Origin of the sequence: Margalitia sp. FSL K6-0131 (assembly GCF_038008735.1) — a bacterium.
GTDB lineage: Bacteria > Bacillota > Bacilli > Bacillales > Bacillaceae_C > Margalitia > Margalitia shackletonii.
The window spans coordinates 3,901,343-3,917,760 of record NZ_JBBOZS010000001.1 but is presented as its reverse complement, the minus strand read 5'-3'; the positions used below and the strand labels follow the sequence as shown (position 1 = coordinate 3,917,760).

General features: G+C 35.7%; 20 protein-coding genes. 9 read left to right on the top strand and 11 right to left on the bottom strand.

What is annotated here, in order from left to right; all coding sequences use genetic code 11:
* Positions 1–176: 176 nt before the first annotated feature.
* Genes NSQ59_RS19250 through NSQ59_RS19240 form a run of 3 tightly spaced genes read right to left on the bottom strand, consistent with a single transcriptional unit; the run spans position 177 to position 2,904 of the window.
* The gene (locus NSQ59_RS19250) at positions 177–908 is read right to left on the bottom strand and encodes an EcsC family protein (RefSeq protein ID WP_340832431.1); all 732 of its coding nucleotides are present in this window, start codon (positions 906–908) and stop codon (positions 177–179) included.
* 36 nt (positions 909–944) lie between these two features.
* On the bottom strand, positions 945–2,171 hold the full coding sequence (locus NSQ59_RS19245; RefSeq protein WP_055740875.1) for an ABC transporter permease: 1,227 nt from the start codon (positions 2,169–2,171) through the stop codon (positions 945–947).
* The gene (locus NSQ59_RS19240; RefSeq protein ID WP_055740874.1) at positions 2,158–2,904 is read right to left on the bottom strand and encodes an ABC transporter ATP-binding protein; all 747 of its coding nucleotides are present in this window, start codon (positions 2,902–2,904) and stop codon (positions 2,158–2,160) included. The genes NSQ59_RS19245 and NSQ59_RS19240 overlap by 14 nt, the downstream gene beginning before the upstream one ends.
* 880 nt (positions 2,905–3,784) lie before the next feature.
* Between NSQ59_RS19240 and NSQ59_RS19235 the strand changes: the two genes are divergently transcribed.
* Entirely contained in the window at positions 3,785–4,207 is a 423-nt protein-coding gene (locus tag NSQ59_RS19235; RefSeq protein WP_055740873.1) for an HIT family protein, read from the top strand.
* Positions 4,208–4,381: 174 nt separating this feature from the next.
* Positions 4,382–4,897, top strand: a complete 516-nt coding sequence (locus tag NSQ59_RS19230; RefSeq protein ID WP_055740872.1) for a tryptophan transporter — start codon at positions 4,382–4,384, stop codon at positions 4,895–4,897.
* A gap of 34 nt (positions 4,898–4,931) precedes the next feature.
* On the opposite strand, the gene NSQ59_RS19225 is transcribed toward NSQ59_RS19230, so the two are convergent.
* Complete coding sequence (locus tag NSQ59_RS19225; protein WP_126648311.1) at positions 4,932–5,204, bottom strand: hypothetical protein; 273 nt, start codon at positions 5,202–5,204, stop codon at positions 4,932–4,934.
* Between the two features lie 248 nt (positions 5,205–5,452).
* Here NSQ59_RS19225 and NSQ59_RS19220 point away from each other — a divergent pair, with 248 nt between their 5' ends.
* Both NSQ59_RS19220 and NSQ59_RS19215 read left to right on the top strand, forming a co-directional pair.
* Positions 5,453–5,812 carry a YtxH domain-containing protein gene (locus tag NSQ59_RS19220; protein WP_055740870.1) on the top strand — a complete coding sequence of 120 codons (360 nt, stop codon included), beginning with the start codon at positions 5,453–5,455 and terminating at the stop codon, positions 5,810–5,812.
* 127 nt (positions 5,813–5,939) lie between these two features.
* A complete protein-coding gene (locus tag NSQ59_RS19215) occupies positions 5,940–6,512 on the top strand; it encodes an HTH-type transcriptional regulator Hpr (protein WP_055740869.1) in 573 nt (190 codons plus the stop codon).
* On the opposite strand, the gene NSQ59_RS19210 is transcribed toward NSQ59_RS19215, so the two are convergent.
* Positions 6,509–6,841 carry a DUF1878 family protein gene (locus NSQ59_RS19210; protein ID WP_055740868.1) on the bottom strand — a complete coding sequence of 111 codons (333 nt, stop codon included), beginning with the start codon at positions 6,839–6,841 and terminating at the stop codon, positions 6,509–6,511. The two genes, NSQ59_RS19215 and NSQ59_RS19210, sit on opposite strands and share 4 nt — an antisense overlap.
* Before the next feature lie 414 nt (positions 6,842–7,255).
* Here NSQ59_RS19210 and NSQ59_RS19205 point away from each other — a divergent pair, with 414 nt between their 5' ends.
* Complete coding sequence (locus NSQ59_RS19205; RefSeq protein ID WP_340832429.1) at positions 7,256–7,435, top strand: hypothetical protein; 180 nt, start codon at positions 7,256–7,258, stop codon at positions 7,433–7,435.
* Between the two features lie 310 nt (positions 7,436–7,745).
* On the opposite strand, the gene NSQ59_RS19200 is transcribed toward NSQ59_RS19205, so the two are convergent.
* Positions 7,746–7,835: a YjcZ family sporulation protein gene (locus NSQ59_RS19200; protein ID WP_055740866.1), complete on the bottom strand. Its 90-nt coding sequence runs from the start codon at positions 7,833–7,835 to the stop codon at positions 7,746–7,748.
* 83 nt (positions 7,836–7,918) lie between these two features.
* Positions 7,919–8,002, bottom strand: coding sequence for a YjcZ family sporulation protein (locus tag NSQ59_RS19195; RefSeq protein WP_083489390.1), 84 nt, complete (start codon positions 8,000–8,002; stop codon positions 7,919–7,921).
* 417 nt (positions 8,003–8,419) lie between these two features.
* On the opposite strand from NSQ59_RS19195, the gene NSQ59_RS19190 reads away from it, so the two are divergent.
* The gene (locus tag NSQ59_RS19190) at positions 8,420–9,319 is read left to right on the top strand and encodes a peptidylprolyl isomerase (RefSeq protein ID WP_055740865.1); all 900 of its coding nucleotides are present in this window, start codon (positions 8,420–8,422) and stop codon (positions 9,317–9,319) included.
* Between the two features lie 64 nt (positions 9,320–9,383).
* On the opposite strand, the gene NSQ59_RS19185 is transcribed toward NSQ59_RS19190, so the two are convergent.
* From NSQ59_RS19185 to NSQ59_RS19175, 3 genes are all read right to left on the bottom strand, one after another.
* Positions 9,384–9,563, bottom strand: coding sequence for a sporulation YhaL family protein (locus NSQ59_RS19185; RefSeq protein ID WP_055740864.1), 180 nt, complete (start codon positions 9,561–9,563; stop codon positions 9,384–9,386).
* Between the two features lie 346 nt (positions 9,564–9,909).
* Complete coding sequence (locus NSQ59_RS19180; protein WP_340833178.1) at positions 9,910–11,079, bottom strand: M20 family metallopeptidase; 1,170 nt, start codon at positions 11,077–11,079, stop codon at positions 9,910–9,912.
* A gap of 323 nt (positions 11,080–11,402) precedes the next feature.
* Positions 11,403–12,797, bottom strand: a complete 1,395-nt coding sequence (locus NSQ59_RS19175; protein WP_055740863.1) for a hypothetical protein — start codon at positions 12,795–12,797, stop codon at positions 11,403–11,405.
* A gap of 308 nt (positions 12,798–13,105) precedes the next feature.
* Between NSQ59_RS19175 and liaF the strand changes: the two genes are divergently transcribed.
* The 3 genes from liaF (at position 13,106) to NSQ59_RS19160 (ending at position 15,716) form a co-directional block, all read left to right on the top strand.
* Positions 13,106–13,876, top strand: a complete 771-nt coding sequence (gene liaF / locus NSQ59_RS19170) for a cell wall-active antibiotics response protein LiaF (protein ID WP_055740862.1) — start codon at positions 13,106–13,108, stop codon at positions 13,874–13,876.
* Between the two features lie 12 nt (positions 13,877–13,888).
* Positions 13,889–14,920, top strand: a complete 1,032-nt coding sequence (locus tag NSQ59_RS19165; RefSeq protein ID WP_055740861.1) for a sensor histidine kinase — start codon at positions 13,889–13,891, stop codon at positions 14,918–14,920.
* 151 nt (positions 14,921–15,071) lie between these two features.
* A complete protein-coding gene (locus NSQ59_RS19160; protein ID WP_055740860.1) occupies positions 15,072–15,716 on the top strand; it encodes a response regulator in 645 nt (214 codons plus the stop codon).
* A gap of 38 nt (positions 15,717–15,754) precedes the next feature.
* Here NSQ59_RS19160 and NSQ59_RS19155 read toward each other — a convergent pair whose 3' ends face one another.
* Positions 15,755–16,252: an antibiotic biosynthesis monooxygenase family protein gene (locus NSQ59_RS19155; RefSeq protein ID WP_055740859.1), complete on the bottom strand. Its 498-nt coding sequence runs from the start codon at positions 16,250–16,252 to the stop codon at positions 15,755–15,757.
* Between the last annotated feature and the right edge of the window lie 166 nt (positions 16,253–16,418).

The window sequence follows — 16,418 nt, the reverse complement described above, 5'->3', positions numbered from 1 at the left end:
TATAAGAGTTTACCGGACACTGATTCCGTTATATGCCAAAAACCACAAGGAAATCCCTGCTTATGAAGCGAATAGCGGAACCAAAGTCCGCGAACATCCGAAATTAAGCCGTTTTGTCACAAATAATGGAACTGGTGTCCGCCTAGCTGAGATAACGGTGAAATTCACCAAAGCTTTTACTCAGTATCAATTTTTTTAAGAGAATTATCCAATAACCTAATCCTATATGCATTAAGTGCAGTTTCCCCTAACTGCTCCAATAAATTATAATTAGCATACGCTCCAACCACTGCACCAATTCCCGGTAGAAGCTGCAGCATTTTAACAAAATCAATATGATCACGATATTCTTCTTGCAACGTCCGCCAATCCACATCCATTAAATGCACTTTTTCTTGTTCCCAATTTTCTATAATCGATAATACCTTCTTACGGTGCTCTTCACTTGAAAATGCCAATTGGAATACATTTAAAATGAACAATCTTTCTTCATATCTTGAGGTATCATAACCATGAATAGCAGCTGCTTCAAATAAAAATTTCATTTTAATAGAAAGCAGTAATGGAAAATCAGCAAGGCCAAGTAAAATTCCTCCGGCACCTGTTCCAGCACCTTCCACAGCTGCTGTTTTTCGGTAGACTGCAAGCTTTTCTTTTATTAGCTTTTCTTTTTCTTCCAAGGATAAAGCAGAAGTGTCACGTTTCTTTGTTAAAAAGTCCGAACCGAAAAGCGTTGTTTGAATCATTTTTTTGATGCTTTCAGTGATCAATTGATGTGCTTTTTCCGGAATAAACTGATTCAATTTTCCTTGAGCTTTTTCGGTTATGCGTTTGACCATGCTTGATCTTTTTGTTATTTTCCGTTTCCAATTTTCTACTTCTGAACGGATTGTTGTTTCATAATCCATAAATGATTCTCCTTCAGAATCTAGTATGGTGCCATGTTAAAAATTCGTATCTATTTTTTTTAACCGAGATGGAATATAAATTTTCACTAATAGCAATACAAATACAATGCCAATAAGCAGTACAAGTACTCCATTTACCCACGAGCTGCTTATTAGGGCAAGAATCCCGAATATTAGCGCTTGAAGCATTAATACAGTTGTAATTACCTTTAGAAAAGAGCTTTTTTTCAGTTCCATAGAAACCGGATAGAGATGTAACCATATTTTCAATTCATGGTAACGCACCATTGGGATAAGCTGAAATCCGGTTAAATATAAAAACACTAGGGCTACCCCAATCATTAAGTAGCGCTGATCACTGAAAAGCAAGATTAGTCCCCCGATGATGGTTAATCGAACGAACAATCCAAAATATTCACTTGTTCTGACAAAGGTTCTCGCAAATAAATAGCGATACGTATTTTGTTGCCCATATTTTACTCTATTTAGAATAGGATCTAACCATTTGCGGCGTTTTACTTGCCCTTTTAATTTCGGAACATCCGTAAATAGGTTGGCAAAGCGGTAAAATCCTGTCAATCGCTTTTCTTCCTTTTCAATTAACAAATCCCATTTTATTGTTTTTTCCTTCGCCAAACGATGGAAATATTGATATACACCAATATAGAGTACAATTAATACTCCGACGTACCAAAATGGAGCTTTTTCAACGAGCAAAAACACAAATATTGTGTTTAAAGCGAATCGAATAATCCAATCGAAAATTTCTACTTGTGGATCTCTAAATTTTAATACGTCCCAATGCATGAAAAGATTCCAATATTTTAAAATCCACATGATGATTAAATAAAAGAAAAAGGATCGAAAGCTTCCGCCAGTTGAATGTACATACATCGGCATTAAAACGGCGAGCACCATTAATAAAATATATGACTGAATGACAAAGCTTAGTTTTATCGCTTTGCGAAAGTATGATTGCAGCTTTGTTTCAAGCGGAAGTAAGAAAACTTTATCCGCATTTTTCAGTAACGTATAAATCGGACTAATCGTAATGACAAGACCTAAAATAAGCCCCATCACCCATCCTATTGGGAAATGGTGATCTAATGTTTTTACCCACCTGCTATAATAATATGCCCCGCCGCTCAATGCGAAAATTGCCACAAACAATAAATGATCATTAAAAATGTATTTTAAATACTTACGCATTTCGATGGTATATAATTGCAGCCGTTCTTTCCAAAGGTTATCAATTTTCTTCATCTGAATCTTCCTTCGTTAATTGAATATAAATATCATCCAATGTTGCTCCCGGCATATTAAATTGGTCTCTTAATTCTTCCAACGACCCCTTAGCTCTTATCGTCCCGTTATGTAAAATAATGAATCCATCACAATATCGCTCTGCTGTTGCCAATATATGAGTAGACATTAAAATGCCGGCACCGTTTTCTTTCATCTGTTTCATCAGATCAAGCAGGGATTGAATTCCAAGTGGATCAAGTCCAAGAAAAGGTTCATCAATAATATATAGATCAGGTTCTACCAAAAAGGCGCACATAATCATGACCTTTTGCTTCATCCCTTTAGAAAAATGCGCAGGAAACCAATTCAATTTTTTATTGAGTCGAAATTCCTTTAGTAATGGTGTTATACGTTCGTTATATGTATTTTCATCGATTCCATAAGCCATCGCTGTGATTTTTAAATGTTCGTCCAATGTTAATTCATCGTATAGAATTGGCGTCTCAGGAATATAGGAGAATTGCTTCCTGTATTCGTCAGGTTGATCGCGAAGGGCTTTTCCATTAATGTGAATCGATCCTTTTTTAGGCTCCATCAATCCGATGATATGTTTAATGGTTGTACTTTTTCCAGCACCATTTAAGCCAATTAGCCCAATGATTTCTTTCTGGTTGATGGAAAAAGAAATATCCTTTAATACTGGCTTTTTTGTATATCCGCCAATTAAGTTTTTTACTTCAAGTAGAGACATTTTGTACGTCCTTTCATTCATGGATTATGGCTCTTTTCTTATCCTTTGTTGAATCAAAACTTCCATAAATTTCTCTATTCAAATAGACTCAATACATTTTCAGAAAAGATGCCATGAAACTGTACTGTTTCTGTATCTTATACAAAGAGGTAAAACAATAAATTGTATGAAAACAGTATTGATTATTGATATTGTAACATTATCCAACACTTTAATTAAAAAAGAAAACGGTCATTTTGTGAAAAAGTGTATAACTTCCTTATGATTGCACATTCTATTATCGAAGGGGATTTACAAAACTTATAACGGGGTGGTTGTTAAAGACCGAGATCCGTAATATAAGCTGATTAGGGAAAAGTCATAAAATGACAACAACGGATTTTACACCAACATGAAAAATGAGGTGTTTGTCGTAGATCGCTTACTGTTTTAAAAGTCTAAATAAAAACTTTTAAGCAATAAGGGGATGATCACGTTGAACAAAGGTCATTTACTCCACTAGCTTTATAACACATTCATCGAAAAATGAGGTGTTTATCAAAGGCTGAATAGACGAAAACCTATATCTTTAAATACCCCTTCAGGTGGGACGGGATCCATACGGAAATCCCGTCCCTTCTTTATTTCAAAAATATCCTTGTCTAGTTACAGCGCCTATCGGCTAGCGGATTTCTCCGTCTCCTCCCTACGATAAGTCAACATCAGTTGAAAATGGAAGTGCGATTTTCACTTGTTCGTGAACTACCTCAATGTGTTTCCTTTATCTCAGTCGAAGACTACGAAATCCGTACGCCGATGGGCAAGGCGCTTCCGCTTTTCTAACTTCCAACTTCCGCCACTTCCTAGTATAATAAATAAAAAGCAGAAAGGTGGAATTGCTGTGAGTGATTGTATTTTTTGCAAGATAATTAACGGGGAGCTTCCAAGCGCAAAAGTGTATGAGGACGAACATGTCTTTGCTTTTCTTGATTTAAGCCAAGTAACAAAAGGACATACACTTGTTATTCCGAAAATACATAAAAAGAATGTATTTGAATTAACTCCAGAAATCGCAGGAAATGTATTTAAGGCAGTACCGAAAATAGCAAATGCCCTAAATACTGCCTACGAACCAATTGGAATGAATTTATTGCAAAACAATGGTGAATTTGCTGGACAATCTGTTTTCCACTTCCATATACACCTAATTCCTCGTTATGGGAAAGGTGATGGATTTGGCGCTGTTTGGAAATCTCATCAAGATAATTATAGTTCTGACGATCTGCAAAAAATTGCAGGCGAAATATCTAATCATATTCAATAAAAAAAGCCCGAAATCCTGCCTAAATGCAGGATTTTTACTTTTTATTCCCATTAAAATTCTCTTTCCTGCCTGTTAGGTATATGATAAAATACAAATAAACTTTCGCTGCTGGCAGTGAGTGCACAGCAGGAGAGGGATTAGCAGAGAATAGAATGATGAGGAGAGATGAGAAAAATGAATACAAAGTCACTTGTTAGCATGGCCTTGCTCGTCGGCATCGGTACTGTGCTGCACACCATTATTCCTGGGATTATTTTGGATATGAAGCCGGACATGATGTTAACGATGATGTTTCTTGGAATTATGTTATTTCCTGAAAAGAAAAATGTACTGTTATTAGGTGCTTTAACAGGAATTATATCAGGCTTGACTACCAGTTTTCCGGGAGGACTTGTTCCAAATATTATTGATAAATTAATTACATCCTTTATTTTCTTTGGACTTTATATTTTATTATCCAAAAAAAGCTTTTCTGTTATTAAAGCAATCGTATTTACGGTTATTGGAACTATAATCTCAGGTACTGTATTTTTAACTTCAGCATTACTTCTTGTTGGATTACCTGGACCTTTCTTAGTATTATATATAACTGTTTTAGTAGGAGCATTAATGAATGCTGTTGCGATGGCGATTCTTTATCCAATTGTGCAAACAATATTAAGAAGAACGCACGTCATTAAAAATGCTTAAATATAATCAAATGGCCCTAATTTTTAGGGCCATTTTAATTGAAAATCCACATACAAATAAAACCTAATAAACCAAACAGTATGCCTCCAACAGCCATCAATCTAACTCTTTGTTTTAAAACTCTCTTCGGTGGATAAAAGCCCGGCTGTAAATGTTTTAAAATATTATAGATCATACCAGCAAGTAAAAGAATACTAATTATAAAAAAGAAAAAAGTGATGGCAGCCATCTCCTTCCCCCAGATGCCATTAGTAAGTCCTACCACTACAATATGCTTCACAGTTACATGTAATGAATTATATTCCATAAAAAAATGTTTAACCTATGAAGTCTATATCTAGCATTAACACTGTCTACTAGGGACTTATCCGTGCGGTATGTCATCAACTCATGAACTTCTTCGCTGTGTTTCCGTTGGTCTCGCTAGTGACTAAGAAATCCGTATGCTAGAGTATTTTTGTCATATATTAAACATTTGAATAATTTATGATATTTTTTAGAAGTTAGTTTCGAATCTGTTATAATAGGATATAGAAACAAACAGAGGTGAATAGAATGAATAAAAGGTCTCTAGGTTATGGATTTCTTTTTGGCAGTATTGCAGGTGCTATTACTGCGTTATTAGCAGCCCCAACTTCCGGAAAAGAGCTTCGGGTTCAATTAAAAGAAACGGCGGATGATTGGGCAAGTAACTTACAAGATATCAGATTGAATCTTACCCGTTTAAAAAATTCATTTTCCAAATTATCCGGAGAAGGAAAAGAGATAGCCATAGAAATTATTCACGATATTAAAACATCGATAAATGAATGGCAAAAGGAAATCGAGCCAACAAAGCAATCACTTTTCAATGAATTAAAAGAAATTCAAAAAACCATTGAAGAATTAGAAATAAAGACGAATAAAAATGCCTGAAAAACTCCGTTATAAATGGGGTTTTTTTATTATATTTCTCGTTTCAAAAAATTTTGTCAATTTATATCTTTATTAATTTTTGTTTTATTGGCATAATGTTATTAAAGAGATAAAAGTGGGTGAAATAATGACAGGGGATCAATTTTCAATTAAGGAAGCTATGCTTTTTAGCCAAAGAATAGCTCAATTAAGCAAAGCATTGTGGAAGACAATAGAAAAAGACTGGCAACAATGGATTAAGCCCTATGATTTGAATATCAACGAGCACCACATTTTATGGATTGCTTATCATCTTAAAGGTGCTTCTATTTCTGATGTCGCAAAATTTGGGGTAATGCATGTTTCGACCGCTTTCAATTTTTCAAAGAAATTAGAGGAGAGAGGTTTGTTGCAGTTTTCCAAAAAGGAAAATGACAAAAGAAACACGTATATTCAAATTACAGAAGATGGGGAAAAGATATTATTAGAATTAATGGAATCCTTTAATCCATCCACAAATACCATTTTTCAAGGTGCTATGCCAATTCGAAACTTATATGGTAAATTTCCAGAATTTATTGAACTTATGGCGGTAATTCGAAATATTTACGGGGATGACTTTGTGAAAATATTCGAAAAGTCCTTTAATAATATTGAAACAGAGTTCACGGAGGATGATGGGAAAATCAAAAAATTATCCTTGGAAAATGAACATTCTTAAGAAATATTTTTCAATAAGGTATGCATTAATTCCGAATATATTTTTTGATCGATGCATGCCATTATCACTTCGTGAGGGTGCAGTTTAGGATGTAGCCTTTCTTTGAACTTTACATAAAGCGGAGAAAAGTAGACAAAATTTTCCGCTTTTAATTCTTCATATTCTTTGCTCAAACTCTCACAAAGGTCAAAGAACTGTGCTACATCTTCCTCTGTTAATTGTTTTTCTATGATTAATTGATAGAAACCAAAGCCTTCTTTTTTTGACATTTGTAAAAGCAGTGATTGATAATATTCCATTCTTTTCAATCGTTCTTCGAAATTTTCCATTTCCCAACCTCGTTTAATGTTTTCTTTTGTCTGGCTCTAGCGTCAAGCGTCTAGGGGATTGCTCTCATCTTACGATAAAGCGGAAATCGACTCTCTGTTTCCCGAAGTATGCATCGAAGAATACGAAATTCGTCGCCTAAGATCATAGCGTTTCCTTCTTAATATGTTACATCTTAACCAAAAAAATATATACATTTCAAGCATATTTTACAACTAATATTTGTTTTGTTTTATTGTTTTGATAATTAAAAAATTAATAAGAGTAATATTGCTTCATATGATGAATATAGTGCAAGAACTGCACATAAGCCTATCATAAATCATTTTCCGTTCTTCGATAAGAGCATTTTCATCTATCTTTTTTGATAAACTTTTGATATCCTAATTTATAGGAGATATGGGGAGGGGTTATGGATGATCTCCATTTTTATTATTTTTGCTGTTTTTATTCTGTATTCCTTTAATAGCTTGACCAATTCTCTTTGTATTCAAAAGGAAATTCTAGAAGACCGTCAGCCGAAAGTTTTTATGACGATTAATATTCTCATAACTATATTGCTGGTATCTTCATATGTAGAAATTATTACTGCATAAATACACCGCTTGAAAATGGTGACTAAAAACATATACATTTCCTTTTTTCTTGGGGATAATAACCTTTTGTACATAAAAAAGTCAGGCTTGAATGCCTGACCCTTTTAAATTAATAATAAAAATAACAAATTCCAATAAATATTCAATGAGTTTTTCTTTGACTTAGCTCCAGCGCCTATCGACTAGCGGACTTCCGGGTCTCCTTCCTACGATAAGTTAACATCAGCAGAATTACCTTGCTATGTTTTCTTTAACACAGCCTGAAGCCCCTCAGTCCGTACGTCGATGATAAGGTGCTTCTGCTTACTTATTAATACACCCAAGATGCACCGATAATGATGAGCAGAATAAATAATACTACCAGCAATGCAAAACCAGCTCCGTATGCGCCTCCGGTCATTGTATAACACCTCCTCTAAATTGATCTTTTTTTATATTTCTTATTTCATATCGTTAAGGCATTCGTCTTATTGACGGCTTTTTCTAACAAAGGAAAGCTGCCCCTACAATGATTAGCAGGATAAAAAGCACGACAATTAAAGCGAAACCGCCACCTGCAAAGTTCATATTTGAATACCTCCTTTTTTTCTTTCCCTTTATGTTATGTGCATTTGACTATTTGGTGTAGAACAAATGCCTATTATTAGTATGAAACTCTAATTTAAAAGCGTTGGTACCGTTCACATCACTGTAAAAGCAAAATAGTGAACATTAGATTTCCATTAGAATTCTGATAATATGTTTCTTTTCTGACAAGATTTGTGTTATAGTATGTTTTGTAGATTTTATGAGGGAAATAGTGGAGGAGCTATTAATTCTATTTTAAGAAATGAAATGTATCATAAGTTGTATTGTGCTTGTATACAAAATATATGCATTTGTACTATAGCCCGTATTCCTTCATAAGTATAAGCGGTTGGGATAGGCTCGAAATCCCTTATTAGTTGTATACACAAGATAAATACAGTTGGGAGTTGTTATTGAATGAAGAAATGGATACTATCCTTGACACTTGCAGCAAGTGTGGTTGGACTGGCTGCCTGCGGCAATAGTGGCAGCGGTAAAGATGTAGTAGTAAAAACAAAGGCTGGTAATATTACTCAAGATGAACTTTACACTGCTTTAAAAGATAAATATGGTGAGCAAGTTCTGCAACAACTTATTTTTGAAAAAGTATTATCTAAAAAATATAAAGTTTCCTCTAAGGATGTAGATAAGCAGGTTCAACAGGCTAAGGATCAACTTGGTGCTCAGTTTGATTCCGCTCTTCAACAATATGGTTATAAAGATGAGAAAGATTTCCGAAATACCATTAAAGTAGGACTTCTTGAACAACAAGCTGCTACAAAAGATGTTAAAGTTACAGATAAGGAAATAAAAGACTATTACGATAAAAATATAAAACCAGATATCAAAGCTCGTCATATTTTAGTTAAAGACTTAAAAACGGCGAATGATATTGAAGCAAAGCTTAAAGCAGGTCAAAAATTTGAGGACTTAGCGAAGAAATATTCTACTGATACGGGTTCAGCATCAAAAGGTGGAGATCTTGGCTGGTTTGGTCCAGGTAAAATGGTGCCTGCATTTGAAAATGCTGCATATGCTTTAAAACTAAATGAAATTAGTAAGCCGATTAAGTCTGATTATGGCTACCACATTATTCAATTAACTGGTAAGAAGAAAAAAGCACCACTTGATGATAAAATGAAAAAGCAAATTGAGCAAGATATTAAAACATCAAAAGTGGATAATACAAAAATCGCGAAAGCAATGCAATCGGAACTTAAAGATGCTAATGTGAAAATTGAAGATAAAGACTTAAAGAGTACATTAGATAACGTATTAAATGCTAATCCATCAAGTACCGGAACTTCTACTAAATAACACATAAAAAAGGGACAAGGATTTCACCTTGTCCTTTTTTGTGTGGGTCAGAGGACTTGATTCCTCATCCCACTTCTTGTTTACGGCGTTCTTTTTCTTCTTGCATTCTATCTATATATTCTTTGCCTTCTTTTTCAATCCATTCCATTTCTTGATCTCGATCCTCTTTTGCTGTTTTCACAGCCATGAAAGCACTAATTACAATTCCTGCTATAACAAAGTAAATCCAAATCGGCAATGACATGTGCTATTCTCCTTCCTACTATTTGTCCATTTCTACATTATATGAATCCATCATTCTTTTATGTATAAGAGAATAAAAAAATCCCCATATTCGGGGAGATTTCTTCAGACAGGAAGGAATGCTATCTTAAAGATAATATTTTCTATCAGCAAATTTAATTTTATGAGCCCAAGCAGCTCTTTGGCTGGCGGATTTCTGCGTATCCTCATCTTTTTGATAAGGGCATCAGGTGAAAATGGAAAAGCTATTTTCACTCGGTAAAATTATATTTCAAATTTTACCGAGTGAAATTTAACATGCTAATTTCACGCATCCGTAAGCAAAGCTGTGGCGCCCCGAGCTTTGCTTATTTCGCTGCGAATTCTGCACTTTCTTCTTTAGAATCTTCTGTTTGTTGATAATTTAAAGCCGCCGAACCAAGTGTTTTGGCTGCTACTAGCAAGGATTTTTCATTAATATCAAATCTAGGATGATGATGCGGATATGGTGTTTCGGTCGCCTCGGGTTTCGCTCCAGTAAAGAAGAAGGTACCTTTTACATGTTGTAAGTAATAAGCAAAATCTTCTCCGCCCATTTCCGGTTCCGCTTCTTGAATGGAATGAATATCTTTTACAAGTTTCGCAGAGGCAACCAGAAAGTCTGTTTCCTTATCGTGATTGACTACTGCAGGGTATCCGCGGTCGTAAAGATATTCATACGTACAATCTGAAGCAAAACAAGTACCTTTAATTACTTTTTCTATTTCTTTCTCGATAAAGTCACGAACCTCTTCATTAAATGTACGAACCGTTCCAATGATTTTTGCCGAATCCGCAATCACATTAAAAGCGTTATTGGAAACAAAGGATCCAACAGATACGACGGCTGAATCAATCGGATTTACTCTCCGGCTGACAATTTGCTGTAAATTTAAAACTAATTGTGAAGCAATGACAATCGCATCTTTTGTCTTATGTGGTTGTGCTCCGTGTCCGCCAAATCCTTGGATGGTTATTTCGAAACGATCTGCTGCAGCCATAATAGGTCCCTTACGATAAGTGATTTCACCATAAGGAACGGGAGACCATAAATGAGTTCCAAATATTACATCGACACCATCCAAGCAACCATCCTTAATCATGGAAATCGCGCCACCGGGAGCATATTCTTCTGCGTGTTGGTGAATCATCACATATTCTCCTGAAAGGTCGTCTTTTAATTCGTTCAATACCTTTGCTAAAACTAGAAGGGTAGCAGTATGACCGTCATGACCACATGCATGCATCACACCAGGTACTAAAGATTTATAAGGGACTTCATTCTCTTCCTGGATGGGGAGGGCATCGAAATCTGCGCGCAAAGCAACGGTGCTGCCTGGTTTTGCCCCTTTAATTCTTGCGACAACACCATTTCCTCCAACATTTTCTCTTACCTCAATGCCTAAATCCTTATAAAAATTCGCTATGTATTTAGCGGTATTTACCTCTTTAAAAGATAATTCAGGATGTTGGTGCAAGTACCTTCTAATCTCAACCATTTCATTGTAGGATTCATCCAATTTTGTAAAAAGGTTTTCTAAAGTAGTCAAACTTATCAGCCCCTTTTGGAAGTATTTCTACTATTATATCACTTTGTATAAGTAAAAATATTCTATAAACGAAAATTTCAAGTTCAAAGTATTTTCTAATACTTATATAATGTAGATAAGATATTCATGGAAAAAGAGGTTTCCCATGAGTTGAAAATGTACAAACCTTCGGGAAATCCTCTTTTTATAAAGTAAAAAGAAAGTATAAATTTTTTTATCTCTAAAATTATTTAACTAGGATAAAGTCTGTGTAGCTCCAGCGCTTTTCTAAGTTAAATCAGAAAAATCGCCACAATGGTAGTTACGACTAATCCAATTACAACTGGTAAAAGGTTCCTCCTTGCTAAATCAAAAGGATCGACATTACAGATGGCTGCTGCTGGTATGAGCGCCCAAGGAATGATGGTTCCGCCGCCAACCCAGATTGCTGTTATCTGTCCTAATGCTGTTAAGGTTGCTACACCTGATCCTATAGCATGACCAAAAAGGGCAGCAATTGATCCATTCAAGGAAAGTCCGGAAAATCCTGAACCATCTAAACCGGTAATTACCCCGCCAATTGTAGAAGTGATAGCTCCTACTTCTTTTGATAAAGGAACAATACTGGCTAGTGCACCACCTAAATCGTTGACGATTCCTTGGGAGGCTTTCGGCAAATAGTCACCGATTATCGTTTTAAAACCGGCATCACCTAAATAGAAGAAAGCTGCTATGGGAATGACGGGGCCAAATACTTTAAAACCAAATTGCAAGCCTTCTATTAAATATTTGGTCGTTTTTTCTAATGCCTGTTTCTTATGCCCTGCTGCAGTGATCAGTAGCAGGATGAGGATAGCAGTACCACCGACTAGTGCTGTTGCGTCGCCACCTTGGAGGTTAAAGACAACCATTGCAATGATATCGAGGGCAAATAGAATAGGAACTAGAAAAGCAAAGAAGCGTCTGTAGAATACGGATAGTAAATTTGGATTGAACAGTTCATTTTTCTCACCTGTCCCAACAGTTGTGCCGGATTTCAGGATACCTTTTTTCATATCACGTTTTAAAAGGATAAAAGCTGTAACAGTCGTTACGACACCCATAATCACGACAAGCGGAATACTTGCATGAACAACATCTGAAACAGGTATTCCGGCACCATCCGCTGTAAGCTTCGGTGCACCCTGAATGATAAAATCGCCTGATAAGGCTATCCCGTGCCCGAATAAATTCATTGCTACAGCGACCCCAAGCGCCGGCAAACCAACACGAAGAGCAACAGGAAGCAAAACAGCTCCAATTAATGCAACGGCGGGAGATGGCCAGAAAAATAAAGATATGACAAGCATAACAATCCCAATTATCCAATAGGCAAGAGTTGGCGATTTAATTAATTTTGTAAATGGATAAATCATTACGTCATTTATTCCAGTTTCCATGAGGCTCTTACTCATAGAGACAATGATGGAGATGACGAGAATAATGGAGAGTAATTCGGTGATGGCATAGATAAAGCTATTAAAAACACTGCTAATTGAGGCGGTAAGCGAACCGGTAGCGGTTAATGCGATGAGAAAAATACCTGCAATACAAACAATGGTTGTATCGCGTTTAAAAATCATAAAAAGGATGATAAGCACGATGAAAGCCAAGTAAATCCAATGGATGGATGATATATCAATATTCATTCGTGACGCCTCCTTAATGGATACTTGTAAATTGGGCGATTGCCCTATTACCTATATTCAAGATATGTTGAGATACATATTAAGTGCAGAGGAGGCACAGAATTATTTTGTGTAAATGAAAGTAAATATTGGAATTTACTGCAACATACTATCTTGAAATATCCGACTACAGACGGAGACGAGATATATCGGTTGGACCTTTAAAAGGTTAAATACAAGAGAATATAATAATTGTACAGAGAAATAGAGGATTTTTTCATATTTTTCTCGAAATTTATGTATTGAGATTGAAAAGGCGGCGAAGTATTTTGATTTTTTCTGCGATATTACTTGTAATAGGGATTGCCCTTCTTCTAATAAATATTGGTGTCATTTCCTTGGAAATGAAAGAACTATTTGTCATGTTTATACCGATTTTGTTTGTTTTTGCTGGAATACTGTATTTTATCCAGAGCATCCACAGGAAATCGTCCGGATCTATTTTTCTTTCCTTGTTTTTCTTATTATATGGCTCCCTGTTAGAGTTAAATCATTATGGAATGGTTCATTTTACATATGGAGATTGGTGGAAGCTGTGGCCAATTTTCTTTATCTATTTGGCCATTAAAAAGATTTTCTTTAAGGAAAAAGTTAAATTTTCCATCGAAGCAGATTTTGACGATAAGGATATAGAAGATATAAAGAAATACAAAAACAAATATAAGAAGAAGTATAAAAAAAGCTTTACACTTATCGGAGATATGGAGTTTAACACACAAAATTGGCCCTTGAAATCAATGGATTTGCATAATTTAACTGGAGATTATTATTTTGATTTCAATAAAGCCTTCATACCGGAGGAAGAAACGAAAATTACGATAAAGAGCCGAATTGGGGACGTGAAAATGCTTATTCCGGAGGATATTCCAGTTCGGATTGTTACCAAAGTAACATTGGGGGATATACGTCTTTTTGAACAGAATTCTTCAGGGACGAAACCACATTTAGTATTTGAATCTCCAAATTATCATGATTCCATTAAAAAAATTGATATTTTAATTGAAGTTGGTATTGGGGATATAAGAATTGATCGTGTGTAGGAAAGGGGGAGTATGGTGAGAAGGTTTTTGAGCATCCGTTTTTGGTTTATCCAAAACTTTTTAACGATGGCCGTTATTTGCAGCTTAGTCTATTTTGTCGGCCTGCAATTTTACTTATTAGTTCATCATGAGAGTGTACTCGATACAAAAAAAATCCTCTTCCTTTCCATCTTTATGTTTTTAATATTTGCAATATTAAGCGTATACTTTGGTTATCGCAGCGGAAGATTATTTTTGCGAAAATTAGATGATGTGTTATCCTTTGTCTCTATTTTACGGAGCGGTAAATATTCAGCAAGAGTTGAAAATTATGAACAGGATGAAATTGGACTTATTCTTGACGAAATGAACCAGCTTGCGGCGTACATACAAGATCAAGTCCGTTCTTTGCAAAGGCTTGCAGATGAGAAGACAGAGTTAGTAGATCAAGCGCATCAGGCAGCTGTCATGGAAGAGCGGCAAAGACTAGCAAGAGATTTACACGATTCCGTAAGCCAACAGCTATTCGCACTCGGAATGTTATCCTCCGCTGCACTAAGAACGGTTACAAAAGATCCTGCCCAAGCTGAAAATATGTTAAAGCAAGTCGCGGGTATTTCTGCCAAGGCTCAAGGGGAAATGAGGGCGCTGCTACTGCACTTACGGCCAATAGATTTAAAAGGTGATACATTAGAAGAGGGAATCTATAAATTGGTAAGAGAATTAAAGGAAAAAACAAATCTTGATATTGAAAGTTCGATTAAGGAATTGGAAAATTTGTCAAAAGCAATTGAAGAGCATGTATTTCGCATTGTTCAGGAGGCACTTTCCAATATTCTAAGGCATGCACATGCCACAAAGGTTAGAATTACGTTGGAAGTGCTGAAGGACCATTTGCATTTATATATTAGTGATAATGGGAATGGATTTAGTTTAGAAAGGAAGTCTATGACTTCATACGGACTGCAGACGATGCGTGAACGATGTGAGGAACTGGGAGGGGTTTTTCAAATCCGGTCAAAAGAAAATGAGGGAACATATATTAATATTCGGATACCATTGTAGGGATAGCTTTCGTAATGTGTTTTAAATACCCAATTAGACTTAGTTTCGGGCATTTTTTCTTAAAATCGTTAGGCATTTCTAAGTTGTGTTTTACAAAAACAGAAACAACAAAGTTTAAGAAAAGAGCCTTTCGTAGGGGAGGGGGAAAGTCATGGATAAAGTAAAGGTAATGATAGTGGATGATCATGAAATGGTCAGGCTGGGGATTCGTTCCTATTTATTAACGGAAGAAAAAATTGATCTAGTAGCAGAGGCAAGCTCTGGAAAAGAAGCGGCATTACTTGCCAAAAAACATATGCCACAAGTCATCTTAATGGATTTGCTAATGGAAGAAGGGACTGGTATCGATGCGACGAAGGAAATTTTATCGTTTCTGCCAGACTGTAAAATTATCATTCTCACAAGCTATTATGATGATGAACAAGTTTTCCCGGCAATCGAAGCGGGTGCACATAGCTATTTATTAAAAACCTCTCGTGCGGAAGAGGTTACGGCAGCCATCTTTAAGGCAATCAGAGGAGAGTCTGTAATAGAGCCGAAAGTGGCTCATAAAATGATGAATCGTTTTAGAGGAGCGGCAAAGCTGCCACATGATGAATTAACAGAAAGAGAAATAGAAGTGCTGAAATGCCTGGGGGATGGCATGACCAATCAGGAAATTAGTGATTTCTTATTCATTGGTGTAAAAACAGTGAAAACCCATGTCAGTAATATTTTAAGTAAATTGGGAGTATCTGACCGAACTCAAGCCGCTATTTATGCAAATCGGAATAATATTATATTGGAAAGAAAATAAGAGCCCATTCGGCTCTTTTATCATATCTGGAAGCTTTGTTACTCCTCCTCAGGAATATTATATTGTGTAAAATAGGCAGGACCTGAGAAAATACTTTTGAATTCTGCTTCGGAATCTGCTTTTTGAGCTTCCTCATATGATTTAGAGCGTTTCCAGTCCGAATATGCTTTTTCGTTTTCCCACAAGGTAAATCCCACATAAGTATCCCCTTTTAATGGACGCAGAAGCCGAATGGCTTTGAAGCCAGGGACTTTCTTTACGGATGGAATTCTTGCTTTATAGCGATATTCAAAGACTGGTCTTCCTTCATCTGTTACAGGCACATGGTTAAAAGCAGCCAATCCTTTATTCACTAATTCTCCTAATCCATCAACCACTTCATACTTTCGGGGTACCTCAAATACGGATTTTTCATTTGTTTCATGCAATAATAAAGAATTTTGACCATTCTGCATAAGAATCATATTTTCGTTTGGATATTTTGTTTTAATTTTTTCTAAAAAATCATAGGTTCCAGTCGTAATATAAACATTCATGTTATCACCTCATCATATTTCCTTCACCTGCTTTTCCTATATTATATCCATTCCCTTAGGGAAAAAGTATAAACAAAAGCTTAAGTTTTTATTGTCAAATTTCAGCACCTAACGAAGAACGGAATTCCGGATATCCTCTCTGCGAAAAGACAAAATAATCTCCTGA